Origin of the sequence: Limobrevibacterium gyesilva (assembly GCF_025989185.1) — a bacterium.
GTDB classification, from domain to species: Bacteria; Pseudomonadota; Alphaproteobacteria; order Acetobacterales; family Acetobacteraceae; genus Limobrevibacterium; species Limobrevibacterium gyesilva.
The window spans coordinates 408,110-430,514 of record NZ_JAPDNT010000002.1 but is presented as its reverse complement, the minus strand read 5'-3'; the positions used below and the strand labels follow the sequence as shown (position 1 = coordinate 430,514).

At 71.2% G+C, this 22,405-nt stretch carries 20 protein-coding genes; 12 read left to right on the top strand and 8 right to left on the bottom strand.

From position 1 onward, the window contains the following. Positions 1–16: 16 nt before the first annotated feature. Positions 17–883 carry an aldose 1-epimerase family protein gene (locus OL599_RS05925; RefSeq protein WP_264712731.1) on the bottom strand — a complete coding sequence of 289 codons (867 nt, stop codon included), beginning with the start codon at positions 881–883 and terminating at the stop codon, positions 17–19. Here OL599_RS05925 and OL599_RS05920 point away from each other — a divergent pair. From OL599_RS05920 to OL599_RS05910, 3 genes are all read left to right on the top strand, one after another. Then, a complete protein-coding gene (locus OL599_RS05920) occupies positions 882–1,691 on the top strand; it encodes an AAA family ATPase (protein WP_264712730.1) in 810 nt (269 codons plus the stop codon). The two genes, OL599_RS05925 and OL599_RS05920, sit on opposite strands and share 2 nt — an antisense overlap. Before the next feature lie 7 nt (positions 1,692–1,698). Further along, positions 1,699–2,205 (top strand): GNAT family N-acetyltransferase, encoded by a 507-nt coding sequence (locus OL599_RS05915; protein WP_264712729.1) that lies wholly within the window; start codon positions 1,699–1,701, stop codon positions 2,203–2,205. A 119-nt stretch (positions 2,206–2,324) separates the two neighbouring features. Further along, the gene (locus OL599_RS05910) at positions 2,325–3,017 is read left to right on the top strand and encodes a hypothetical protein (RefSeq protein ID WP_264712728.1); all 693 of its coding nucleotides are present in this window, start codon (positions 2,325–2,327) and stop codon (positions 3,015–3,017) included. Between the two features lie 40 nt (positions 3,018–3,057). Here OL599_RS05910 and OL599_RS05905 read toward each other — a convergent pair whose 3' ends face one another. Beyond that, positions 3,058–3,582 (bottom strand): c-type cytochrome, encoded by a 525-nt coding sequence (locus OL599_RS05905; RefSeq protein WP_264712727.1) that lies wholly within the window; start codon positions 3,580–3,582, stop codon positions 3,058–3,060. A gap of 202 nt (positions 3,583–3,784) precedes the next feature. Here OL599_RS05905 and OL599_RS05900 point away from each other — a divergent pair, with 202 nt between their 5' ends. The 5 genes from OL599_RS05900 (at position 3,785) to OL599_RS05880 (ending at position 9,493) form a co-directional block, all read left to right on the top strand. Further along, positions 3,785–4,966 carry a phosphoserine transaminase gene (locus tag OL599_RS05900; protein WP_264712726.1) on the top strand — a complete coding sequence of 394 codons (1,182 nt, stop codon included), beginning with the start codon at positions 3,785–3,787 and terminating at the stop codon, positions 4,964–4,966. A 5-nt stretch (positions 4,967–4,971) separates the two neighbouring features. Further along, positions 4,972–6,558 (top strand): phosphoglycerate dehydrogenase, encoded by a 1,587-nt coding sequence (gene serA, locus OL599_RS05895; RefSeq protein WP_264712725.1) that lies wholly within the window; start codon positions 4,972–4,974, stop codon positions 6,556–6,558. Positions 6,559–6,612: 54 nt separating this feature from the next. After that, positions 6,613–7,764 (top strand): ATP phosphoribosyltransferase regulatory subunit, encoded by a 1,152-nt coding sequence (locus tag OL599_RS05890; RefSeq protein WP_264712724.1) that lies wholly within the window; start codon positions 6,613–6,615, stop codon positions 7,762–7,764. Between the two features lie 4 nt (positions 7,765–7,768). Continuing rightward, positions 7,769–9,058: an adenylosuccinate synthase gene (locus tag OL599_RS05885; protein WP_264712723.1), complete on the top strand. Its 1,290-nt coding sequence runs from the start codon at positions 7,769–7,771 to the stop codon at positions 9,056–9,058. Positions 9,059–9,154: 96 nt separating this feature from the next. Beyond that, positions 9,155–9,493, top strand: a complete 339-nt coding sequence (locus tag OL599_RS05880; RefSeq protein WP_264712722.1) for a hypothetical protein — start codon at positions 9,155–9,157, stop codon at positions 9,491–9,493. On the opposite strand, the gene OL599_RS05875 is transcribed toward OL599_RS05880, so the two are convergent. The 3 genes from OL599_RS05875 to secD are packed head-to-tail and all read right to left on the bottom strand — an operon-like array spanning position 9,490 to position 12,987. Next, positions 9,490–10,452, bottom strand: a complete 963-nt coding sequence (locus tag OL599_RS05875) for a tripartite tricarboxylate transporter substrate-binding protein (protein ID WP_264712721.1) — start codon at positions 10,450–10,452, stop codon at positions 9,490–9,492. The genes OL599_RS05880 and OL599_RS05875 overlap by 4 nt on opposite strands. Beyond that, positions 10,449–11,399, bottom strand: a complete 951-nt coding sequence (secF, locus tag OL599_RS05870) for a protein translocase subunit SecF (RefSeq protein WP_264712720.1) — start codon at positions 11,397–11,399, stop codon at positions 10,449–10,451. Before secF ends, OL599_RS05875 begins: the two co-directional genes overlap by 4 nt. A 10-nt stretch (positions 11,400–11,409) precedes the next feature. Continuing rightward, positions 11,410–12,987, bottom strand: coding sequence for a protein translocase subunit SecD (gene secD, locus OL599_RS05865; RefSeq protein WP_264712719.1), 1,578 nt, complete (start codon positions 12,985–12,987; stop codon positions 11,410–11,412). Positions 12,988–13,194: 207 nt separating this feature from the next. Between secD and OL599_RS05860 the strand changes: the two genes are divergently transcribed. From OL599_RS05860 to fixJ, 3 genes are all read left to right on the top strand, one after another. Further along, positions 13,195–14,175: a Gfo/Idh/MocA family protein gene (locus OL599_RS05860; RefSeq protein ID WP_264712718.1), complete on the top strand. Its 981-nt coding sequence runs from the start codon at positions 13,195–13,197 to the stop codon at positions 14,173–14,175. 155 nt (positions 14,176–14,330) lie between these two features. Next, entirely contained in the window at positions 14,331–16,676 is a 2,346-nt protein-coding gene (locus tag OL599_RS05855) for a sensor histidine kinase (protein WP_264712717.1), read from the top strand. Further along, positions 16,669–17,337: a response regulator FixJ gene (gene fixJ, locus OL599_RS05850; RefSeq protein ID WP_264712716.1), complete on the top strand. Its 669-nt coding sequence runs from the start codon at positions 16,669–16,671 to the stop codon at positions 17,335–17,337. Before OL599_RS05855 ends, fixJ begins: the two co-directional genes overlap by 8 nt. Before the next feature lie 6 nt (positions 17,338–17,343). Here the strand turns inward: fixJ and OL599_RS05845 are convergent, their stop codons facing one another. Further along, positions 17,344–18,360 carry a glycosyltransferase gene (locus OL599_RS05845; protein ID WP_264712715.1) on the bottom strand — a complete coding sequence of 339 codons (1,017 nt, stop codon included), beginning with the start codon at positions 18,358–18,360 and terminating at the stop codon, positions 17,344–17,346. 10 nt (positions 18,361–18,370) lie between these two features. Further along, complete coding sequence (locus OL599_RS05840) at positions 18,371–19,264, bottom strand: glycosyltransferase family 9 protein (RefSeq protein ID WP_264712714.1); 894 nt, start codon at positions 19,262–19,264, stop codon at positions 18,371–18,373. Between the two features lie 101 nt (positions 19,265–19,365). Here OL599_RS05840 and asnB point away from each other — a divergent pair, with 101 nt between their 5' ends. Next, on the top strand, positions 19,366–21,162 hold the full coding sequence (asnB, locus tag OL599_RS05835; protein ID WP_264712713.1) for an asparagine synthase (glutamine-hydrolyzing): 1,797 nt from the start codon (positions 19,366–19,368) through the stop codon (positions 21,160–21,162). Here the strand turns inward: asnB and OL599_RS05830 are convergent. Next, a complete protein-coding gene (locus tag OL599_RS05830; protein WP_264712712.1) occupies positions 21,051–22,367 on the bottom strand; it encodes an O-antigen ligase family protein in 1,317 nt (438 codons plus the stop codon). The two genes, asnB and OL599_RS05830, sit on opposite strands and share 112 nt — an antisense overlap. Positions 22,368–22,405 lie beyond the last annotated feature (38 nt).

Here is a 22,405-nt window from a genome sequence, read left to right as displayed (position 1 = left end):
CGGGCCGGGTCTGAGCTTATCCCAGGCTGATCCGGTGCATCGCCGCCCGCCTTGCGCCGGGCGGGATCAGCATCAGGCCGGGTTTCTCCATGAACTCGCCGGCGAACGCCACCGGGCTGGACATGCCGCGCCATGGCTCGATGCACAGCAGGTCGACGCCGGGGCGCGACCAGATGCCCAGTTCCGGGAACCCGTCCCAGACCACGTCGATGGCGGGGCCGTCGGGCGCAGTGAAGCGCACGGCATTGCTGGCCGGCCGGTCGAGGATGATGGCGTCGTCCGCGAACAGCCCTTCGTGCAGCTTCAGCACGCGGCCCTCGATCGGGCTGGGCAGCGCCTCCGGCCGCAGCAGCCCCTCTGCCGTCACGCGGCGGATCGGCCAGGGCTCGTCGGCGGAGAACACCAGCAGATGCGCGTCCTTCGCCGCGCCGGGCCGCAGCGGCCAGTTGAAGGCCGGGTGCGCGCCCATGGAGGCCGGGAGGATCTCGTCGCCGGTGTTGGTCACCGCGAAGGTGATCTCCAGCCCGCCGCCGTTGACCGCATAGGTCACCTCGAGACGGAACGCGAACGGATAGACTGCCCGCGTCGCCGCGTCGTCGGTCAGCACCAGCCGGCACAGCGTGGCCGTGCGCTCCACCCAGGCGAAGCGCCGGTCGCGCGCGAAGCCGTGCCGCCCCATGGTGTAGGCGCGGCCGCGATGCAGCAGGCGATTGTCCTTCAGGGTGCCGACGATCGGGAACAGCACCGGCGCATGCCGCGGCCAGGCGGGATGCGCCTGCCACAGCATTTCCCGCCCGGCGGCATCCTGCAGCGAGCATAATTCCGCTCCGTCCGCCTGCACCGTGGCGGTCAGGCCCGAACCCGTGATGCTATGACGATCCATGCTCACCCTTTCCGCCTTGCGCCGTCGCCCCGACCATACACCGGATGCGCAATCATTTCCCTGGTCGCTGCCGCTGGTGCGCGACCTCGATGCGCTGGAATTCATCGCCCCCGTCACCTTCCTGGTGGGCGAGAACGGCTCGGGCAAGTCCACCCTGCTCGAAGGCATCGCCGCCGGCATGCACGCGGTGGCGGCCGGAAGGCGGGACCTGCCGCGTGACCCCTCGCTGGCCGCTGCCCGCGCCTTCGCCGAGGGCTTCCTGTTCGTCCGCCGCCGCCATGCCCGCACGCGGCTGTTCCTGCGCGCCGAGGACGTGTTCGGCTTCACCCAGCGCATCGGCGCGGACATGCACGACCTCGACGCCGACGCTCGGGACATCGCCGCCAGCATCCCCGAAGGCTATGGCCGCAACCTCGCCCTCGGCGTCGTGCGGGGCCAGCGCGCCGCCTTTGCCCGCAGCTACGGCGAGAACCCCGACGGCCAGTCCCATGGCGAGACCTTCCTCGCTTTGCTGCGCCGCCGCCTGGTGCCGAACGGCCTGTATTTCCTCGACGAGCCGGAAACCCCGCTGTCGCCCACCCGCGTGCTGGCGCTGATGGCGCTGGTGGCCGAGCTGGCGGGGCAGGGGTGTCAGTTCGTCATCGCCACCCACTCGCCGATCCTGATGGCGCTGCCCGGCGCCAGCATCCTGCTGGCCGAAGGCGGCAGGCTGCGCGCGGCCGCGTGGGATGATATCGAGCATGTCCGCGTCACCCGCGCCTTCCTGGCCAACCCGGCCGCGCTGCTCGCCAAGTTGCTGCCTTCGTGAGATCCGCATGACCCGAGCCGTCACCATCCGCCCCGTCGCCTATGCCGACGGCCCCGCCCTGATCCGCGCCCATGTCGAAAGCCGCGCCTTGCACACGCCATGGGCCGAGCCGTTCACCGACATGGCCGGGTTCAAGTCCTGGTTCGCCACGACGCTGAGCGACCGGAAAGTGTCGATGGTGGCGGAATATGAAGGCCGCATCGCCGGCTTGATCAACCTCAACGAGATTGTCCGCGGCGGCTTCCTCAGCGCCTATCTCGGCTATCACGGCATGGCCGGCGTCACCGGCCGCGGGGTGATGACCGAGGCGGTGCGGCTCACCGTCGCCCACGCCTTCGGGCCGCTCGGCCTGCATCGCGTGGAGGCCAACATCCAGCCGGGCAATGCCCGTTCGCTCGCCCTGGTGCAGCGCCTGGGCTTCAGGTGCGAAGGCTTCTCCCCGCGCTATCTGCGCATCGCCGGCGCCTGGCGCGACCACGAGCGCTGGGCGAAGCTCGCGGACGACGTCGCGTAACCCTGCACGTTCCGAACGCCCGAGATCTTGAGCGTAGCGGCCGGTGCGGTCGTTGTACAATTGCAGCAACGACGGTCATCAGACGCTCGTTCCGGGATCAACCGGTGGGAGACGTTGCCATGGACTCCGCCATCCAGCACGCACCCGAAACGCTGCCGCACAAGGTTTATCGGATCTGGTGGCACGAGATGAAGCTTTTCCTGCCGCCGGCCATCTACTTCTTCTGCGCCTTCAACATCATCGTGCTGACCACGAACCTGCTCGTGCATGACTACTGGTACGCGCTCACCAACTTTGCGCTGGCGACCGGGTTCGCGCTTGTCGTCGGCAAGGCCGTGCTGGTGGCCGACAGCCTGCACGCCATCGACCGCTTCCGCGGGGCCCCGCTGATCTTCCCTGTCCTCTACAAGACCGCCTTCTATACCCTGGTCACGTTCATCGCCCGCATGCTCGAGCAGACCGTGCACTTTGCGTTGGATGCGAATGGTTTTGGTCCCGCCTTCGCCGAAGCCGCTGCGGCTTTCACCTGGCACCGTTTCGCTGCCATCCAGATCTGGATCTTCGTCTGCTTCCTGATCTACACGACCGTCAGCGAGATCGGCGCGCTGCTGGGCCCCGGCCAGTTGACCCGCCTGTTCTTCCGCTATCGCCCCTCGTACTACAAGCTGACGCGGCGCCAGCACATGCACGCACTGATGGAGATCAGCCGTCTTGCCGAGACGAAGCCGCGGGAACGGCTACTCGACCCTGGGACGGAAGAAGGCGCCAAGCTGGTGCGCATCATCGACGCCCTGCGCCGCCGCCCGGCCTGACCGGCGATCGCGGGCGGCCCGCCTGCCGGTCGGCCTCAGGTCACTGGGTCCCGCTGGACGCGGGCGCGGTCCAGGCCTTGTAATCCTGGTCCGAAACGGTCGGCAGCTTCTTGAGGAAGGCAACGATCGTCCAGATCTCCTTGTCCGGCACCTCGATCGCCCCAAAGCTCGGCATGCCCGTCATATCGATGCCGTTCTTGATGACCCAGAAAAGCTGGCGGGGCTCGATAGTGTCCACGATCTCCTTCAGGTCGGGCGGGCCCGGGTTCAGCCCCTCGGAGAATTTCGCCCAACCCACGCCCGGCCCGCCGTGACAATTCGTGCAGCCTCGCTGGGCGAAAGCGCGCGCACCCGCCTGCACCACGGCCACATCAACCAGGGATAGGGGCGGTGTTTCCACCGCATGCCGGTTGATCGAGGCCTGACGCACACGGATGAGTGCGGAGGCAACGATGCCGGGCTGCGGCTGGCTTGCTGCGACGCTGTAGAAGCCGCCGAAGAAGAAGGCCGCGGCGGCAATGGCCACGACGATCGCCAGAACACCAATGGCCGCCAGCACTCGCATCCGACATCCCCTGGATGATTGGCCTTGCAGGCAATACCGCGCTCATTCTTGCGCCCACGCCACAAATTGGTCCAGGTGCAAATCCCCGGACTTGTTCGCACCCGCAGCAATCCCCTTGCGCTCGCCGCCGTGACCCGCTAGACCGCGCGCGGGCCACGCCCCCCCACCGGGGCGCTTCTCTTCTGTAAGGGAGAGCCAGATCATGGCACTCGCCGCCACGCCGGAATTGCGTCCGGCCAACCCCGATTTCTCATCCGGTCCCTGCGCCAAGCGTCCCGGCTTCAGCCTGGACGCGCTGAACGGCGCCCTGCTGGGCCGGTCCCATCGCGCCCGCGAGCCGAAGGCGAAGCTCGCCGAGGTCATCGAACGCTCGCGCGCCATCCTGGGCATGCCCGCCGACTGGCGCCTGGGCATCGTGCCGGCCTCGGACACCGGCGCCGTGGAGATGGCGCTGTGGTCGCTGCTGGGCGCGCGGCCCGTTGATATCCTGGCGTTCGAGAGCTTTTCCGAGGCCTGGGCCACGGATGTCGCGAAGCAGCTCAAGCTGGCCGACGCGCGGGTGCTGAAGGCGCCCTATGGGCGGCTGCCGGACCTCGCGCAGGTGAACCCGGCGCATGACCTGGTGCTGGCCTGGAACGGCACCACGTCCGGAGTGCGGCTGCCGGATGCCGATTTCATCGCGGCGGACCGCGACGGGCTGGTGATCTGCGATGCCACCTCGGCGGCCTTCGCGATGGATCTGCCCTGGGACAAGCTCGATGTCGTCACCTGGTCCTGGCAGAAGGTGCTGGGGGGCGAGGCGGCGCATGGCATGCTGGCGCTGTCGCCGCGCGCGGTGGAGCGGCTGCTGACCCACAAGCCGGCCTGGCCGCTGCCGAAGATCTTCCGCCTCACCTCCGGCGGCAAGCTCAGCGAGGGCATCTTCAAGGGCGAGACGATCAACACGCCGAGCATGCTGTGCGTGGAGGACGCGCTGGACGGGTTGCGCTGGGCCGAGGCCGTCGGCGGGCTGCCGGGCCTGATCGCGCGCAGCGAGGCCAATCTGGCCGCCGTGGCCGCCTGGGTCGCCGGCAGCGACTGGGCCGGCTTCCTGGCCGAGGACGCGGTCACGCGGTCCTGCACCTCGATCTGCCTGAAGATCACCGCCCCCTGGTTCGCGGCACTCGATGCGGCGGGGCAGGCGGGGGCGGCGAAGCAGATCGCGGCGCTGCTGGAACGCGAGAGGATCGCCTACGACATCGCCAGCTACCGCGACGCGCCGCCGGGCCTGCGCATCTGGGGCGGCGCCACCGTGGAGACGTCCGACATCGCCGCCCTGTTGCCCTGGCTCGACTGGGCGCATGCGCAGGTTCGGGCCCAGTACGCGCAACAGGCGGCGGAGTAGCCGAAATGACCAAGGTTCTGATCAGCGACAAGCTGTCCCCCGCCGCCGTCGAGATCTTCCGCCAGCGCGGCATCGCGGTGGACGTGAAGACCGGCCTGTCGCCGGCCGATTTGCGCGGCCTCATCGGCGGCTATGACGGCCTCGCCGTCCGCTCCTCCACCAAGGTGACGAAGGAGCTGCTGGAGGCCGCGCCGAATCTGAAGGTGGTGGGCCGCGCCGGCATCGGCGTCGACAATGTCGACGTGAAGTCGGCCACCGCCCGCGGCGTGGTGGTGATGAACACGCCCTATGGCAACGCCATCACCACCGCCGAGCACGCCATCGCCATGATGTTCGCGCTGGCGCGCCAGATCCCGGAGGCCAGCACCTCCACCAAGGCCGGGAAGTGGGAGAAGAACCGCTTCATGGGCGTGGAGCTGTTCGGCAAGACGCTCGGCCTGATCGGCTGCGGCAATATCGGCTCGATCGTCGCCGATCGCGCGCACGGCCTGAAGATGCGCGTCATCGCCTTCGACCCGTACCTGACGGAGAAGCGGGCGCTGGATCTGGGCGTGGAGAAGGTGGAACTGGACGACCTGATCGCGCGCGCCGACATCATCAGCCTGCACACGCCGCTGACCGAGTCGACCAGGAACATCCTGTCGCGCGCGGCGATCGCGCGCATGAGGAAGGGCGTGCGCATCGTCAACTGCGCCCGCGGCGGATTGCTGGACGAGGCGGCGCTGGCCGAGGCGCTGAAGTCGGGCCATGTCGCCGGCGCGGCGCTGGATGTGTTCGAGACCGAGCCGGCCACCGCCAGCCCGCTGTTCGGGCTGGAAAACGTGGTCTGCACGCCGCATCTGGGGGCGGCCACCGCCGAGGCGCAGGAGAACGTGGCGCTGCAGGTCGCCGAGCAGATGAGCGACTTCCTGCTCACCGGCGCCGTCGCCAACGCCATCAACATGCCCAGCGTCACCGCCGAGGAGGCGCCGCGGCTGAAGCCCTACATGGAGCTGTGCCGCCTGCTCGGCGCCTTCGCGGGGCAGCAGACGCAGGCACGGGACGGCGTGCTGAAGCGCGTGATCATCGAGTACGAGGGCAACGCGGCGCACCTCAACCAGCGCCCGCTGACGGCGGCGGCACTGGCCGGTCTGCTCGGCCCGATGATGACCGGCGCGAACATGGTCAACGCCCCGGTGCTGGCGCGCGAGCGCGGCATCGACGTGGCCGAGACCGTGCACGACCGCCCCAGCGAGTACCAGACACTGGTGCGAATCACCGTCGATACCGGGGGGCAGTCGCGCGCGGTGGCGGGCACGCTGTTCGCGGGCTCCAAGCCGCGCATCGTCGAGATCAAGGGCATCAAGGTGGAGGCCGATTTCGCCCCGCACATGCTCTACGTCACCAACCACGACAAGCCGGGCTTCATCGGCCGCTTCGGCGCCACCCTGGCCGGAGCCGGGATCAACATCGCCACCTTCCATCTCGGCCGCGCCGAGGCCGGCGGGGATGCGATCTGCATGGTCTCGGTGGACGAGCCGGTGTCCGAGGACGTGCTGGCCATGGTCCGCACCATCCCGCTGGTGGTGCAGGCCACCACCCTGTCGTTCTAAGTTTGTTGTGGGGAAGCCGGGTGCTATACGCGCCCGGCTTCCACGGCAGGCGACATGACCGACGATCCTCCCCCGAATCCCGCGCTGCTGCCCTCCGGCCTGCGCGATCTGCTCCCGCCTGAGGCCGAGACCGAGGCCGCGGCCGTGGAGGCGATGATGGACACCTTCGCGGCGCACGGCTACCAGCGGGTGAAGCCGCCGCTGCTGGAGTTCGAGGACTCGCTGCTGGCCGGGTCCGGCAGCGCCATGGGCGACCAGACCTTCCGGCTGATGGACCCGGACACCCGCCGCATGATGGGCCTGCGCGCGGACATGACGCCGCAGGTGGCGCGCATCGCCACCACCCGGCTCGTCCGGGCGTCGCGCCCGCTGAGGCTGTCCTATGCCGGCCAGTGCCTGCGCGTGTACGGCAACCAGCTCGATCCCGACCGCCAGCTTGCCCAGGCCGGCATCGAGCTGATCGGCCATGACAGCCCCGATGCGGACGCGGAGATCGTTCTGGTCGCCGCCGAGGCGCTGGCGCTGCTCGGCCTGACCCGGCTCAGCATCGACCTCACCATGCCGCCGCTGGTGCCCACGTTGCTGGACGAAGCCGGCACCACGCAGGAGGCCCGCGCCCGGCTGGCCCGCGCGCTGGACCGCAAGGACGCGGCGGCCGTCGCCGAGCGCGGCGGGCCGCTTGCGGCCACGCTGACCGACCTGCTGCTGTCCGCCGGCGCCGCCGACCGGGCGCTTGCGGCACTGGATGCCGCGGCGCTGACGCCGGGGGCGCGGGTGCTGGCCGACCGGCTGAAGGACTCGGTGGCCGCCATCCGGGCCCGCGCGCCCGGGTTGAAGCTGACCGTCGACCCCGTCGAGTTCCGCGGGCTGCGCTACCACACCGGCGTGTGCATGACCGTCTATGCCCCCGGTCGGCACGAGGAGCTGGGCCGGGGTGGGCGCTATGTCTGCGGCGACACCGAGCCCGCCACCGGCATCACCCTGTATCCGGATGCAGTGCTGCGCGCGGCGCCGCCGCGCCAGGCGAAGACGCGCGTGTATCTGCCGGCCGGGGCCGATCATGCCCGTGCGGCCGCCTTGCGCGCGGAGGGCTACGCCACCGTCGCCGCCCTCGATCCGGTGCCGGATGCGTGCGCCGAGGCGCGCCGCCTGTCCTGCACCCACCTGCTGTCGGGCGACGCTCTCGTCGCCGTCAAATCGGAGTGATCGCATGACCAACGTCGCCGTGATCGGCGCCCAGTGGGGCGACGAGGGCAAGGGCAAGGTGGTGGACTGGCTGGCCAGCCGCGCCGACGTGGTGGTGCGCTTCCAGGGCGGTCACAACGCGGGCCACACGCTGGTGGTGGGCAACCAGACCTACAAGCTGTCGCTGCTGCCCAGCGGCCTGGTGCGCGGCAAGCTCGGCATCATCGGCAATGGCGTGGTGGTCGATCCCGAGGCATTGCTGGCGGAGATCGAGCGCGTGCGCGCGCAGGGGCTGAAGGTTTCGCCCGAGACGCTGCGCATCGCCGAGAACGCCATCCTGATCCTGCCCCTGCACCCCGCCATCGACCGCGCGCGCGAGGCGGCGCGGGGCGAGCGCAAGATCGGCACCACCGGCCGCGGCATCGGCCCGGCCTACGAGGACAAGGTGGCGCGCCGCGCCATCCGCGTCTGCGACCTCGCCGAGCCCGAGACGCTGTCAGAGAAGCTCGACGAACTGCTGCTGCACCACAACACGCTGCTGAGGGGGCTGGGTGCAGAGACCTTCGAGAAGCAGGCGCTGCTAGATCGGCTGCTGGCGCTGGCGCCGCAGATCCTGCCCTATGCCGAGCCCGCCTGGGAACGGCTGGACGAGGCCCGCCGCGCCGGCAAGCGCATCCTGTTCGAGGGCGCGCAGGCGGTGATGCTGGACGTGGACCACGGCACCTATCCGTTCGTCACCAGCAGCAACACGGTCGCGGCCACGGCGGCCTCCGGCTCCGGCGTTGCGCCGTCGGCGATCGGCTTCGTGCTGGGCATCGCCAAGGCCTACAGCACGCGCGTGGGCTCCGGCCCGTTCCCCTCGGAGTTGACCGACGAGACCGGCGCGCTGCTGGGCGATCGCGGCCATGAGTTCGGCACGGTCACCGGCCGCCGCCGCCGCTGCGGCTGGTTCGACGCCGCCATGGTGCGCCAGGCGGTGAAGGTCGGCGGCATTCAGGGCCTCGCCCTCACCAAGCTCGACGTGCTGGACGGATTGCCCGAGCTGAAGGTCTGCATCGGCTACGATATCGGCGGCGAGGTGCTGCGTCGCCTGCCGGCCGCCCCGCGGGCCCAGGCCGCCGCTCGGCCGATCTACGAGACGATGGAGGGCTGGTCCGGCTCCACCCGTGGCGCCCGCAGCTGGGCGGAGCTGCCGGCGCAGGCAATCAAATATGTCCGGCGCATCGAGGAATTAGTGGAGGCGCCAGTGACTCTACTGTCCACCAGCCCGGAGCGCGACGACACCATCCTGATGCGCGACCCGTTCGAGGGCTGACGGATCGGGGTACGAGTACGCGGTGTGAACTAGCTCACAGACGTGTGGTTCACAGCCTGGTTACCTTCGCTCCAGGAAATGTTCTGGGAGCTTCCGATGGACCTCAGCAGCGCGACCTCTGCCGTCATTTTGTCGTTCCCACCGCCGGCGCGGCCGACAAACCGCTTCACCGCGCGCGACAGGATCGAGGTCCTGCGCTGGGCCGACAGCGCGCGCGAGGAGGGCTACACGCGGGTCGCGCTGGACAACAGCGCCCAGGAGGACGAGCCGGAGCTGGGCGACTTCCTTCTGGTCTATCGGCGGGACGCGTTGTGGGCGTCATGGGGCGTGGGCTGCTGCGACGGCGGCTTCATTGTCTGGCGCCCCGCCGACGGCACCACCACCGGCTGGTACCCCTGCCTGAAGAAGGCCCTGGCCGCGATCCCGCCGGCCTAGCCGACGCCCGACGGCAGCCAGGGCGTATCCACCCACAGCGCTGCCAGCTCGGCGCGTTCGGCGGCTGCCTGCGCGGTCCAGGCCGGTCCGTCCAGGAACGCGCCGGCGAAGCCGCCGGCGTCGGCTGCGGCCTGGTACTCCGGATCTGCCACCGCGCTCTGCAGCGCCATGCGCAACTGCCCGGCGAGATCCTCGGGACACCCATAGGGTGCCGCCAGGCCGCGGTGGATGACGGCAGACAGCTGCAGCCCGCCTTCGCGCAGCGGCGCGATATCCGGGAAGGCCCGGGGGCGGTTGCGGGCGGCGATGCCGAGGCCTGTCAGGGTGCCGTTGCGCAGGCAATCCACCGCATCGCCCAGACCCAGCGCCGCCGCCGCGGCGTGGCGCGACAGGGCGGCCTGGCGGGCGGCGGCGGCGCTGGGAAAGGCGACGATGTTCAGCGTCGTCCCGGCCAGCGCCTGCAGGCGCAGCGCTGCCAGATGCGGCGGGCTGCCGGCCGGAGGGGTCGCCAGCGGCACCGCCGCCGCGTCGTCGGCCGAGCGGCCCACCAGGTCGGCCGCCGAGGCCAGTGGGCTGTTAGCAGAGGAGACGAAGGCGATCGGCTCCTTGGCGACGGCGCCGATCAGGCGCAGCCGGTCCAGCAGATTTCCCGCCTCCGGGCGGTCCACCATGCGGGCGGGCAGGACCGGCGTCACCACCCAGCCGAACGTCATGCCGGAGGGGTCGGCCCGCGCCAGGGCCCGGAACCCGGCCAGCCCGGCGTCGCCGGGGATGTTCACCACGCGCAGCCGCGAATACGGCAGATGCCGTTCCAGGAACGGGGCGAAGGCACGGGCCGCGGTGTCGGAGGGCGCGCCGGCGGGCGCTCCCACGATCAGGTCCAGGCGGCGGCCGGCCCATGCGGGTCGGACCGCGGGCAGTGCCAGGCTCGCTGCAAGCAGGGCCCGGCGGCGGATCACGAGGCGGCTTTGGCCGGCGATTGCACCGCCGCGTCGCGTCGCAGCCGGTGCTCGCCCAGGAACAGCAGGATCGGCGCGGCGATGAAGATCGACGACGAGGTGCCGATCACGATGCCGAACAGCATCACCCAGGCGAAACCGGACAGCGTGCTGCCGCCGAACAGGGCCAGCGGCAGGGTGGCCAGGAACACGGTCATGGAGGTGCCGAGCGTGCGGTTCAGCGTCTCGTTGATCGACAGGTCGATCAGGTCGCGCAGCGACATGGACTTGTACTTGCGCAGGTTCTCGCGCACGCGGTCGTAGACCACCACCTTGTCGTTGGTCGAATAGCCGATGATCGTCAGGATCGCGCCGACCATCACCAGATCGAACTCGAAACGGGTGACCGCCAGGAACCCGATCGCCTTGGTGACGTCCAGCAGCAGCGTCACCACGGCCCCGACCGCGAACTGCCATTCGAAGCGGAACCAGATATAGACCATGATCATCAGCAGGCTGAGCCCCAGCGCCAGCATGCCGTCGCGGAACAGTTCGGCCGACACCGAGGCGCCGACGGCATCGGTGCGCAGCACGCGCGCGCCGGGCTGCGAAGACTCGACGGCGGTGCGCACCCGGTTGACCATGTCCTGGGTGGCGGCCTCGCTTGGCTGGGCTTCCAGGCGGATCAGCACGTTGGTTGCTTCACCGAAACGCTGCACTCCCGGCTCGCGGATGCCCTGCTCGGCCAGCGCCGCGCGGATCTTGCCGAAGTCCGCGGGCCCGGGCGTGCGCACCTCCATGACGATGCCGCCGGAGAAGTCGATGCCCTCGTGCAAGCCGGGATGGAAGAACAGGATCACCGAGGCGATCGACAGCACCGCGGAGACGATGAGCCCCATGAAGCGGCCGCGCATGAACGGGATGCGCGTGTCATCGGGAACGATGCGGAATATCGGGCGGATGAACATGGCGTGCGTCCTACACCGGCAACACGGCGGGGCGCCTGGCGGCGTACCAGCGCACCATCAGCAGCCGCACCAGCATCGTGGCGGTGAACAGGCTGGTGGCGATGCCGACGGTGATGGTCACCGCGAAGCCGCGCACCGGCCCGGTGCCGAAAACGAACAGCATCACGTGCGCGAGGAAGCCGGTCGCGTTGCTGTCGATGATGGTCGAGAAGGCGCGGCGAATGCCGGTCTCCATCGCGTTCAGCGGTGTTCGGCCGTTGCGCACTTCCTCGCGTATGCGTTCGTTGATCAGGATGTTGGCGTCGACCGCCATGCCCAGGGTCAGCAGGATGCCCGCCATGCCCGGCAATGTCAGCGTCGCCTCCAGCAGGCTCAGCACCGCCGTCAGCAGCACCAGGTTGACGAGCAGGGCCACGTTCGCCATCCAGCCGAACAGACCGTAGAAGAAGGCCATGTAGACCATCACCAGCACGAAGCCGACGGCCAGCGCGATGGCGCCGGCGCGGATCGCGTCGGCACCCAGCTCCGGCCCCACGCTGCGTTCCTCGACCACGGTCAGCGGCGCCGGCAGGGCGCCGGCCCGCAGCAGGACCGAGAGGTCGGTGGCCGTTCGTGCATCGAAGCGCCCGCTGATCTGTCCGCGCCCGCCGGTGATCGGCTCGCGGATCACCGGGGCGCTGATGACCTTGTCGTCCAGGACGATGGCGAAGGGATGGCCGACATTGGCGCGGCTGATGTCGGCGAAGCGGCGGGTGCCCACGGAATCGAAGGTGAAGTTCACCACCCACTCGCCGGTCTGCGGGTTCTGCCCGGCGCGCGCGTCGGTGAGGTTGGCGCCGTCCACCTCCACGCGGCGGCGTACCGCGATCTTGCCGCCGGCCTGGCCTTCCAGCGGCAGGAAGTCCACACCGGGCGGTGGCACGGCGGCGTTCAGGTTGGCGTTCTCGTCGGTCAGCCGGAAGGTCATGCGGGCGGTCTTGCCCAGCATCTCCTTGATCCGGTTCGGGTCCTCGACGCCAGGCAGCTGGACGACGATGCGGCTTTCGCCCTGGCGGGTGATCATCGGGTCCACCACGCCGGTCTCGTCGATGCGGCGGCGGACGATTTCGATCGACTGTTGCACCGCTGCGGTGGCGCGGTCGATCAGGGCGGCCGGAGACAGGGTGATGGTGATCTGGCCGGGCGTCACCTCGAAATCGAGGTCCGGCCGCGCGCCCAGGCTGCCGCCCGCGGCGGTGGCCAGTTCACGCAGCGCCGCCAGGGCCGCGTCCTGCTTCGTCTGGTCGTCGATGCGCACGACGATGCGGTTCTGCGCCGGCTGGGGGGTGGCGGTGAAGCGCGGCACGCCGGCGCGGCGCAGGCTTTGGCGGGCGGAATCCGCCAGGCTGTCCAGGCGTTCCTTCACCACCGCGTTCATGTCGACCTCCAGCAGCAGATAGCTGCCGCCGCGCAGGTCGAGGCCGAGATGGATGGTGCGCCACGGGACCCAGCTGGCCGGGGACGGGAACAGGTTCGGCAGGCTCAGGAGCACGCCCAGGACGCAGATGCCCACGACCATGGCGGTCTTGAGGCGGGAAAAATACATCATGGTGCGAGTATCACGAAGACGGACACATGAGAGAAAGGCGGCTCCATCATACGCCTCCGCCCGGTCACGGGGGCGTGACCGGCGGGGTCGGCGGGGGCGGAGAATGACGACAACCCCCCCGCGACGCAACAGGCGGGGGTAATGGCTGAAAACCACGGAGAATGCTACCTGTCCCGGAAACGAGTTGCCGAGGACCGGAAACACGCCATGACTGCTGCGACACTGCGAATCGGCATTGCCGGGGCCGGATATTTCGGCCGCTTCCACGCGCTGAAGGTGGCGGCGGCGCCAAGGGCGGTGCTGGCCGGGCTCTACGACCCGGACAGCGCCCGCGCCGCCCTGGTGGCGCAGGAGGCCGGGACCGTGCCGCTGGACTGGGACGCGCTGATGGCGGCCTGCGACGCGGTGGTGGTGGCGGCACCGGCCGAGGCGCATTTCGCGCTTGCCACGCAGGCTTTGCGCGCGGGCAAGCACGTGCTGGTGGAAAAGCCGATCGCGGCCACCCTGGAACAGGCGGACGCCATGGCCGCGCTGGCGGCCGGGCGCGGCTTGGTGCTGCAGGTCGGTCACCTGCTGCGCTATTCCGCCGAGCACGCGGCGATCAGCGCCCGCATGCGCCGGCCCGTCTATATCGAGTGCGTGCGCATCGCCCCGTTCAAGCCGCGCGGCACGGATGTGTCGGTGATCCTGGACCTGATGATTCACGACCTCGACCTCGTGCTGTCGCTGGTGGACAGCCCGATCCAGAGCGTGGACGCCGTGGGCGCGCCGGTGGCCAGCCAGCATGAGGACATCGCCAATGCCCGCATCCGCTTCGCCAATGGCTGCGTGGCCACCATCACCGCCAGCCGGATCTCGCTGAAGGCCGAGCGGCGGATGCGGCTGTTCAGCCAGGAAGGCTACATCACCGTCGATTTCGCCGCCCGCAAGCTGATGATGATCGGCCGCGAGCGCGGCGTCCCGCTGCCGCTGATCGACGACGGCCGGATGGAAGAGGTCACGTGGCAGGACCACGACGCGCTGGAGGCCGAGCACGCCGCCTTCGTGGCGGCGGTGCTGGACGGCGCCCCCGTGGTGGTGGACGCGGCCGCCGGCCGCCGGGCGCTGGCGGCGGCACTGGCGATCACCGACAGCATGGCCGCGTCACGTGCCCAGGCGCAGGCCGCGGGGCTGATCCAGCCGGAATAGGGAAAGCCGGACCGGGCGGCGTGGGCATCGCGGCGCAGCGGACCGCGCGGACCAGGGGGGCTGCGTAGCCGCGGCGCCGCCATCCCGTGACGGCGCGGCTTGCCGAGCACAACGCTGGGGACGGCCGGGCGGATTTGCTAGATACCATTGCATTGATGCCGCGGGAGGATGCGATCGGCGAAGCCACCGAGGAACGACAGCTGATCCGGTCCGCCTGGTTGCGGGCCGCATGCGCGGCCTCGGCCTGGCTGAGGGTGGCCGGGCCCTGGCTGTCGCAGCGGGCGTCGCTTCCGGCCGACCGCGAGCCGCGTCCGCACGGGCTGCAGCGGCACATGGTGGCCCTGGTGCTGTGGGCACTGCTGCCGGTCGGCGTGATCAGCGCAGCCATGGTCGCCGACGCGATGACCCAGGCCCGTCAACATTACCGCGAACGGCTGCAGGAGCGCAGCGAGGCCGTCGCCCTGGCCCTGGATCGCGAGATCGAGACGATCGCGATGGCGCTGACGGTGATGGCGTCGGCGCCCGACCTCAATTCGCCGCCCGATCGGCCCGCCTTCGAGACGCGGGCGAAGGCCGTGGCGGCAGCCCTGGGCAACACCCTCGTGCTGCACGATCCGCAGGCGCTGCCGCCAGGCGGATCGGCGCCGGACGTGCTGCAACAGGTCATCCGCGACCGTCGCGCGGCGGTCGGCGGCGTCTCCTGGAAGCCTGCGGGCGAAGGGCCGGCGGCGGCGGTCTACCAGCCGGTGCTGCGCGGCGGGGACGTGGTCGCCGTGCTGGAGCTGAGCCTGACGCCGGCGCAGGTGTCCACGGTGCTGGCGGCGCAGAACCGGGGGCCGGGCGCGGTGGCTCTGCTGACCGACCCCCAGGGGATCGTGCTCGGCAGCGCCGGCGTGGCGGCGCTGCGGGCGGGAATGTCGGTCCCGCCATGGCTGGGCGGCGCCGGGCCGCATGATCACGACGCGCAGCGCCAGGGCAAATGGCCCGACGGATTGGCGCGGATCTGCGCCTTGTCCCAGCCAGACCGGGCGCCGGGTTGGCTCGTCGCGGTCTGCGAGCCGCAGGCCGACTACGACGCCACCTGGCAGGGACCGTTGCTGGAGCGCGCGGTCAATGCGCTCGCTTCGCTGGGCCTGGGCATCTTCGCCGCGATCGCGCTGGCGCGGCGGCTCGCCAGGCCGTTGGCGTTGCTGACCGGGCATGCCCGTGCGGTGGCGGCCGGCGCGGATCGGCCGGAACCGGTGCCGCCATCGCCGGTGGCCGAGTTCGAGGCGTTGCGCACGAGCCTGGGCAGCGCCGAGGCGGTGCTGCGCCGGCGCGCCATGGCCGAGCACATGGCCATGCTGGAGGCACGCACCAGCCAGCGGCTGCTGGCCTCGGTGCTGGACGGGGCGGTCGAAGGCATCCATGTGAAGGATCTGGAGGGCCGCTACGTGCTCGTGAACCGCGCCGCGCTGGTCAGCCTGGGCCAGGGCGACGACGATGCGCGCGTGCTTGGCCGCCGCGCCCGCGACATCCTGCCGCCGGATGCCGCGCGCCGGGTCGAGACCGTCGACCACGACGTGATCGAAACCGGCGAGACGCGCGCGTTCGACCTGTCACGCGCGCGGCCCAGCGGAGAGATGCGCCATTACGCGGTGACCAAGACACCGTGGCGCGACGCGGATGGCCGGATCGCCGGGGTGATGACCGTGACCCGCGACGTCACCGAGGCCCAGGCCGCCGAGGCGCGGCTGCGGACGCTGCAGGCCGAGCTGCTGCGCGCCACCCGGCTCAGCAGCATGGGGGCGATGGCCAGTGGGCTGGCGCATGAGGTGAACCAGCCCTTGGCGGCGTCGACCAACTTCCTCAACGCTGCGGTTCGGCTGCTGGACCGCGCCCAGGCCGGCGATGCGGGCGCGCTGGACACCTCGCGGGTGGCGGTGGCGGACGCGTCCAAGCAGATGCTGCGGGCAGGGGCGATCGTCCGCCGGCTGCGCGACTTCGTCGGCCGCGGCGAAGCGGAGCTGCGCCCGGAAGACGTGGCCGGGCTGATCCGTGAGGCCTGCGACCTTGCCGAGGCCGACGGCTCGACCCAAGGCGTGACGCTGGTCACGCGGGTGGCGCCGGACACCGGCCGCGCGCTGGTCGACCGCACCCAGATCCAGCAGGTGCTGCTGAACCTGATCCGCAATGCCGCCGAGGCGCTGCAGGCGGCGCCGCCGCTGCCCGGCCGGGCCAACCGGGTCGTTGTCTCGGCCGGCACCGCCGGGCATGGCGGCGTCGAGATCACGGTTGCCGATACCGGGCCGGGCCTTGCGCCGGAAGTCGCGGCACGGCTGTTCGAGCCGTTCGTCAGCACCAAGCGCACGGGCATGGGTATCGGGTTGACGATCTGCCGTACCATCGTCGAGGGCCATGGCGGCCGGCTGGCGGTGGAGTCGAGCCCTGCCGGCTGCGGGACGCTGTTTCGCATCACCCTGCCGCCTTCGAACCAGACCAGAGGAACGCATGATGAGTGAGACGACATCGTGGCCCGGGGACAGCGCCGCATCGGCCGCGGCCGATGCGGCGCACCTCGTTGTGCACGTGGTCGACGACGACGAGGCGGTGCGGCGCTCGCTGGCGCTGCTGCTCGGCTCGTTCGGGCACAGCACCTGCACCTATCCTTCGGCCGAGGCGTTCCTGGCGGCGCTCGACGGCATCGAGCCCGGCTGCGTCATCGTGGACATCCGCATGCCCGGGATGGACGGGCTCGGGCTGCAACAGGAGCTAAAGCGGCGCGGCGCCAGCCTGCCGGTGGTGGTGGTGACCGGGCATGCCGAGGTGGCGCTGGCGGTGCAGGCGATGAAGGCGGGGGCGGTGGACTTCATCGAGAAGCCGTATTCCGAGGAGGATATCCTGCGCGCTGTCGCGGCCGCCCTGACACGGGTGGTGGACGAGCAGCACCAGCGCGCGGTCACCGATCAGGCAGCGGCGCGCATCGCGGCCCTGACGCCGCGCGAGCGCGACGTGCTGCGCCGGCTGGTCGATGGCTGGCCGAACAAGGTGATCGCGCACGAGCTGGGCATCAGCCCGCGCACGGTGGAGATCCACCGCGCCAACGTGATGGAGAAGCTGGGCTGCCGCAGCCTGGCGGAGGCGGTGCGGATCGCGCTGGCGGCGGGGTTCGGCGAGGGCTGAGGGGGTCTACCGCTCGACGGTCGCGAGGAAGTTCCGCCATTGCGCGACCACGGGGGTCTGGGCGAATTCCGCCTCGAAGCGGGCGCGGCCGGCCTGGGAGAGAGTGGCGGCGCGGGCCGGATCGTCGAGCAGCTCGGCGATCCCGGCGGCCAGCGCGGCCGGGTCTTCGCGCGGGACCAGCAGCCCGTCCTGGCCGTGGCGGATCAGCTCGGCGGGGCCGGCGGCCGACACCGCCACCATGGGCCGGCCGGCGGACCAGGCCTCGATGACCATGTTGCCCAGCGGCTCGACGCGCGAGGAGCAGACGAACAGGTCGGCGGCCCGCAGCAGCGCGCCGGCGTCCTTGCGCCAGCCGAGGAAATGCACGCGCCCGGCCACGCCCTCGCGGCCCGCCAGCGCCTGCAGCGCCGCGAGTTCCGGCCCGGTGCCGGCGATGGCCAGGGCCACGCCGGGCAGGCGCGGCAGGGCCCGGATCAGCGTGTCGAAGCCCTTGTCCGTATGCAGCCGGCCGAGGGCGAGCAGCAGGGGGCGTCCCGCCGGCAGGCCGGTGGCGGGCGCGGTGGCGGCGAAGTCCTCGACGAAGTTGGGCAGGTAGTGGGTGCGCGCGTCGGCCCAGCCCTGGGCGCGCAACCAGGCGACGATGCCGCGCGTGTTGCCGACGAGATGGTCGCAGCCCCGGTAGTAGCGCGGGTCGTAATAGCCGCCGAGCCGGCCGACGCGTACCCAGTCGCCGCGCGGGGTGTGCATGTTGGCGCGGTTCATCCAGGTGACCACGACGCGCGGCTGGAACTCCCTGAGGATGCGGCCGAGGCGGGGGCGGGTCAGCAGGTCCAGCGGCGTGCCGAAGCTTAGTTCGGCCGGCGGTATCCCGGCGGTCCGCAGCAAGGCGGCGCGCTCGGGGTTGGTGCGGATGACCGGCAGCACGGCGTCGCCGGCGTCGTGCAGGGCGGTGCACAGGCGCTCGAAGAAAAGCTCGGCGCCGCCATGCGCCGCGCCGGCCATCACCTGGGCAATGCGGGTCATGCGGCGCGGGTCATGCCGGTTGCGGGACCGCGATCAGGCCGGTGGCGGCTTGCAGCGCGTCCTCCACCGGCAGGTCCGCCATGTCCGGGCCGCGCGCCAGGGCGACGGCGGTGCGGCGGCCGGCGGGGGCGTATTCCGGGGCGGGCGTGGGACCGAACAGCCCCAGCGTGGGGGTGCCGGCGGCGGCGGCGAGGTGCATCAGCCCGGAATCGTTGCCGGCGAACAGGGCGCAGCGGGCCAGGCAGGCGGCGGCCTCCGGCAGGGTCAGCCGGCCGCACAGGTCGATCGCGCCGGGCAGCGCGTCCAGCACCGGGGCGGCCAAGGCGCGCTCCTGCGGCCCGGGCCCGGCGAGTACGGCCACCCGCGCGCCCGGCAGGGGGCCGGCAGCGATCCGGCGGTAGAGCTCCACGAAACGCTCGGGCGGCCAGACCTTGCCGGTCCAGTTGGCGGTGGGGCCCAGCGCGACCACCGGCGGGCCGGGCGGAATCAGGCGCTCGGCCAGCGCGCGGTCCTCCGGCGCGGTCCAGGTGACCGGCATGGGCGGCGGGTCCAGGCCGAGGATGGCGGCGAGCTGGGCGGTCTTGTGGCCGGGGCGGCGGCGCATCACCGCGCGCCGGCGGGTCGGCACCAGCCAGGACAGGGCGGAGGCGCGGATGTCCACCACCAGGTCCCACCACGTGCCCACGGTCGCCGCCCAAAGCGGCAGCCAGTGCCCGGCATAAGGCCGCTTCTCCAGCGTGATCAGCCGCTCGAGGTTGGGCATGCGGGCGAACACGCCCTCGGCCACGGGGCCGCAGGCTACGGTGAAGCGGGCCTGCGGGTAGGTGCGCAGGAGGTGGTCCAGCAGCCCGGTGGACAGGACGGCATCGCCGATGCGGTTGGAGGTGACGAACAGGATGCGCATGTCGGGGCGCGGATAGCACGATATTGGCGTTGATGCGCTATGGCCGGCGCTTGGCGCATGCGCGCTGGCGGTATAGACGCAGCGCCGGAAAGGAACGGGCCATGTGCGGAATCGCCGGCGTGATGATGCGGGATGGCAGCGCGCCGGACCAGGCGGTGCTGGACCGGCTGCTGGCGGCGCTGGCGCATCGCGGGCCCGATGGGCAGGGGCGGCTGGTGCGCGGCGACACCGCGCTGGTGCATACGCGGCTTGCGATCATCGACCTGGAGACCGGCGACCAGCCGCTGTTCGCGCCGTCCGGCGCAGCGCTGGTGGGCAATGGCGAGATCTACAACAACCCCGAGCTGCGCGCGCAGATGGCGGGCACGCCGTTCCGAACCCGCTCGGATTGTGAGCCGGCCCTGTTCCTGTACGAGGCCGAGGGGGAGGATTTCGCCGCGCGGCTGCGCGGGATGTTCGCTCTTGCCATCCACGATCCCGCGCGTGGGCGGGTGGTGCTGACGCGCGACCCGTTCGGCATCAAGCCACTGTATTACGTGCAGATGGTGACGGCCTTCGCCTTCGCCTCCGAGCCGCAGGCGCTGATCGCCGCCGGGTTCGCCCGCGCCGCCGCCGCACCCCGGCAGCGCGCGGAGCTGCTGCAACTGAAGTTCACCACGGGGGCGGAAACCGCCTTCCCGGGGATCGAGCGGGTGCTGCCGGGCGAGACGCTGGTGATCGAGCGCGGCGCCATCGTCGAGCGCCGCCGCCGCGCCGCGCTGCCGCCCGGGCCGCCGGAGCCGATCGGCCATGCCGAGGCGATGCACAAGCTGGATGCGGTTCTGCTCGACAGCGTGGCTGTGCATCTGCGCTCCGACGTGCCGTATGGGCTGTTCCTGTCGGGCGGCATCGATTCCGCGGCATTGCTGGCGCTGATGACGCGCGCGACCGGGCAACGGATCCAGGCGCTGACGGTGGGCTGGGAGGGCGCGGGGGCGGTCGATGAGAGCCACGAGGCGGCACGGCTGGCCAAGGTGATGGGAGCCGCGTGCCACCGGCTAGAGATGACCGCGCGGGATTTCTGGACGCTGGCGCCGCGCATTGCCGCAGCCATCGACGATCCCACGGCCGATGCCGCGGTGCTGCCGACCTACATGCTCGGCCAAGCCGCCGCCGGCAGCCTGAAGGTGACGCTGTGCGGCGAGGGGGCGGATGAGCTGTTCGGTGGCTACAGCCGCTATCGCAAGCGCCGCGCGCCGTGGCGCTGGCTTGCCCGCAAGCCGCGTACCAAGGGGCTGTTCGGTGGGGTGGCGGCGCTGGCGGGGTGGCGGGACGGCATTGCCGCGGCCGAGGGCGCTGTGGCGGCCGGCCGGTCGCCGTTGCAGGCCACCCAGGAAGTCGATGTGCTGGAATGGCTGCCGAACGACCTGCTGACCAAGCTGGACCGCTGCCTGATGGCGCATGGGGTGGAGGGGCGGACGCCGTTCCTCGATCCGGTGGTGGCGGATTTCGCATTCCGGCTGCCGGATGCCGAGAAGGTGGGGCTGCGCTTCGGCAAGGTGTTGCTGCGCGACTGGCTGGCGCGCGCCTTTCCCGAGGCTGGTGCCTACGCCCGCAAGAAGGGGTTCAAGCCGCCGGTCGGGGCCTGGATGGCCGCGCAGGGCCTGACGCTGGGCCGGCTGGTGGCCGCCCAGCCTGGGATCGCCGAGGTGCTGCCGGCCGACCAGGTGGCCGCGGCCTTCGCCGCCGCCGAGGCCAATCCGCAGCGGGCCTGGAGCCTGCTGTACTACGCGCTATGGCACAGCCATCACGTGATGGGCCTGCCCGCGGACGGCGATATCGGCGCGGTGCTGGAGGCGGCGTCGCGGCCTTGCAGCGTATCGCGGACCGGCGCCGCGCGGGCGATGGCGAGGCCGTAGCCGAGCATCAGGAAGAAGAAGCCGCCGATCTCGATGGCAGTGAAGCTGCTGGCCGAGGCGATCGGCCATTCCTGGATCAGGGCGGCCACGAACAAGCCGACGCGCAGCGGGTCCGGGTCGCGGCCGATGCCGCGCAGCAGCCCGCGCAGCCAGGCGACCACCAGGGCGCAGAACAGCAGCAGGCCGGGGAAGCCGGCTTCGGTGAGGGCTTCCAGATAGTGGTTGTGCGGATGGATGGTGCAGATGCGCGCGCCGCCGCCGTCGGCCGCGTAGTCGGTGCTGCGCGACCAGGCGCGGAAATAGTGCGGGTCCTCGCAGACGTTGCGGAAGCCGTCATAGCCTTGGCCGAAAATTGGATGGTCGAGGGCGATGAAAGCGGCGCGGGCGCCGATCAGGCCGTAGTCGCTGTTCGGGAAATCCTCCATCTGGGCCGAGAACTTCGTGACCAGCCGGTAGAAGGTGGGCGGCGACACCACGACCGAGGCGGCCAGCAGCAGGGCGCCGGCCAGAATCGCGGTGGCCACCAGCGCACGCAGGCGGCGCAGCATCAGGCCGGAGACGACGAGGCCCAGCAGGGTCAGCAGCACCGGCATGCGCTGGCCGATCAGGACGATGGTGCCGATGCCGGCGATGGTCAGCGCCGCCGCCCCCAGCTTGGCGGCAATGCCGTTGTTCAGCAGGCGTGCGACCGGGGGCAGCAGCGTCGGAAACAGCAGCCGCGACAGCGGGGCGGCGGCGCGCGGGTGGAGGAATGGGCCGGTCAGCTCGCCTTCGCCGTAGCGGGGGAAGCCCTGCAGGTTGCGCCCGGTGGCGGCCTGCAGCAGCGACTGGCCGGCGATGTAGAGGCTACAGGCGGTCAGCACGCGCTGCAGCCATTGCCGCGCGGCGGGGGCAGCCAGGACCGCGTGCTCCAGTGCCGCCACCAGCACCAGGAAGCGCCCGAGCGCCAACGCCTGCAGCAGCGACTTCGTGCCGCCGATGCCGATGCCCGGCAGCGAGCAGACGATCACCCAGGCCCACCACGCCGCTCCTACTTTTACCCAGCCGTGACGCAGCCAGGACCAGTCGCGCAGGGCCGCGCAGCGCAGCAGGAAGGCGAGGCCGATGATGCCGATCAGCACCTCCGCCACCGCGCGCCCGTGCATGATGAAGGCGGGCAGCACGAGGGTGGCGGCGAGCGCCGCACGGTCCAGCCAGCGAATCACGGCAGCCTGCTCTCCTTGTCCGGCGGACCGGGTACTAA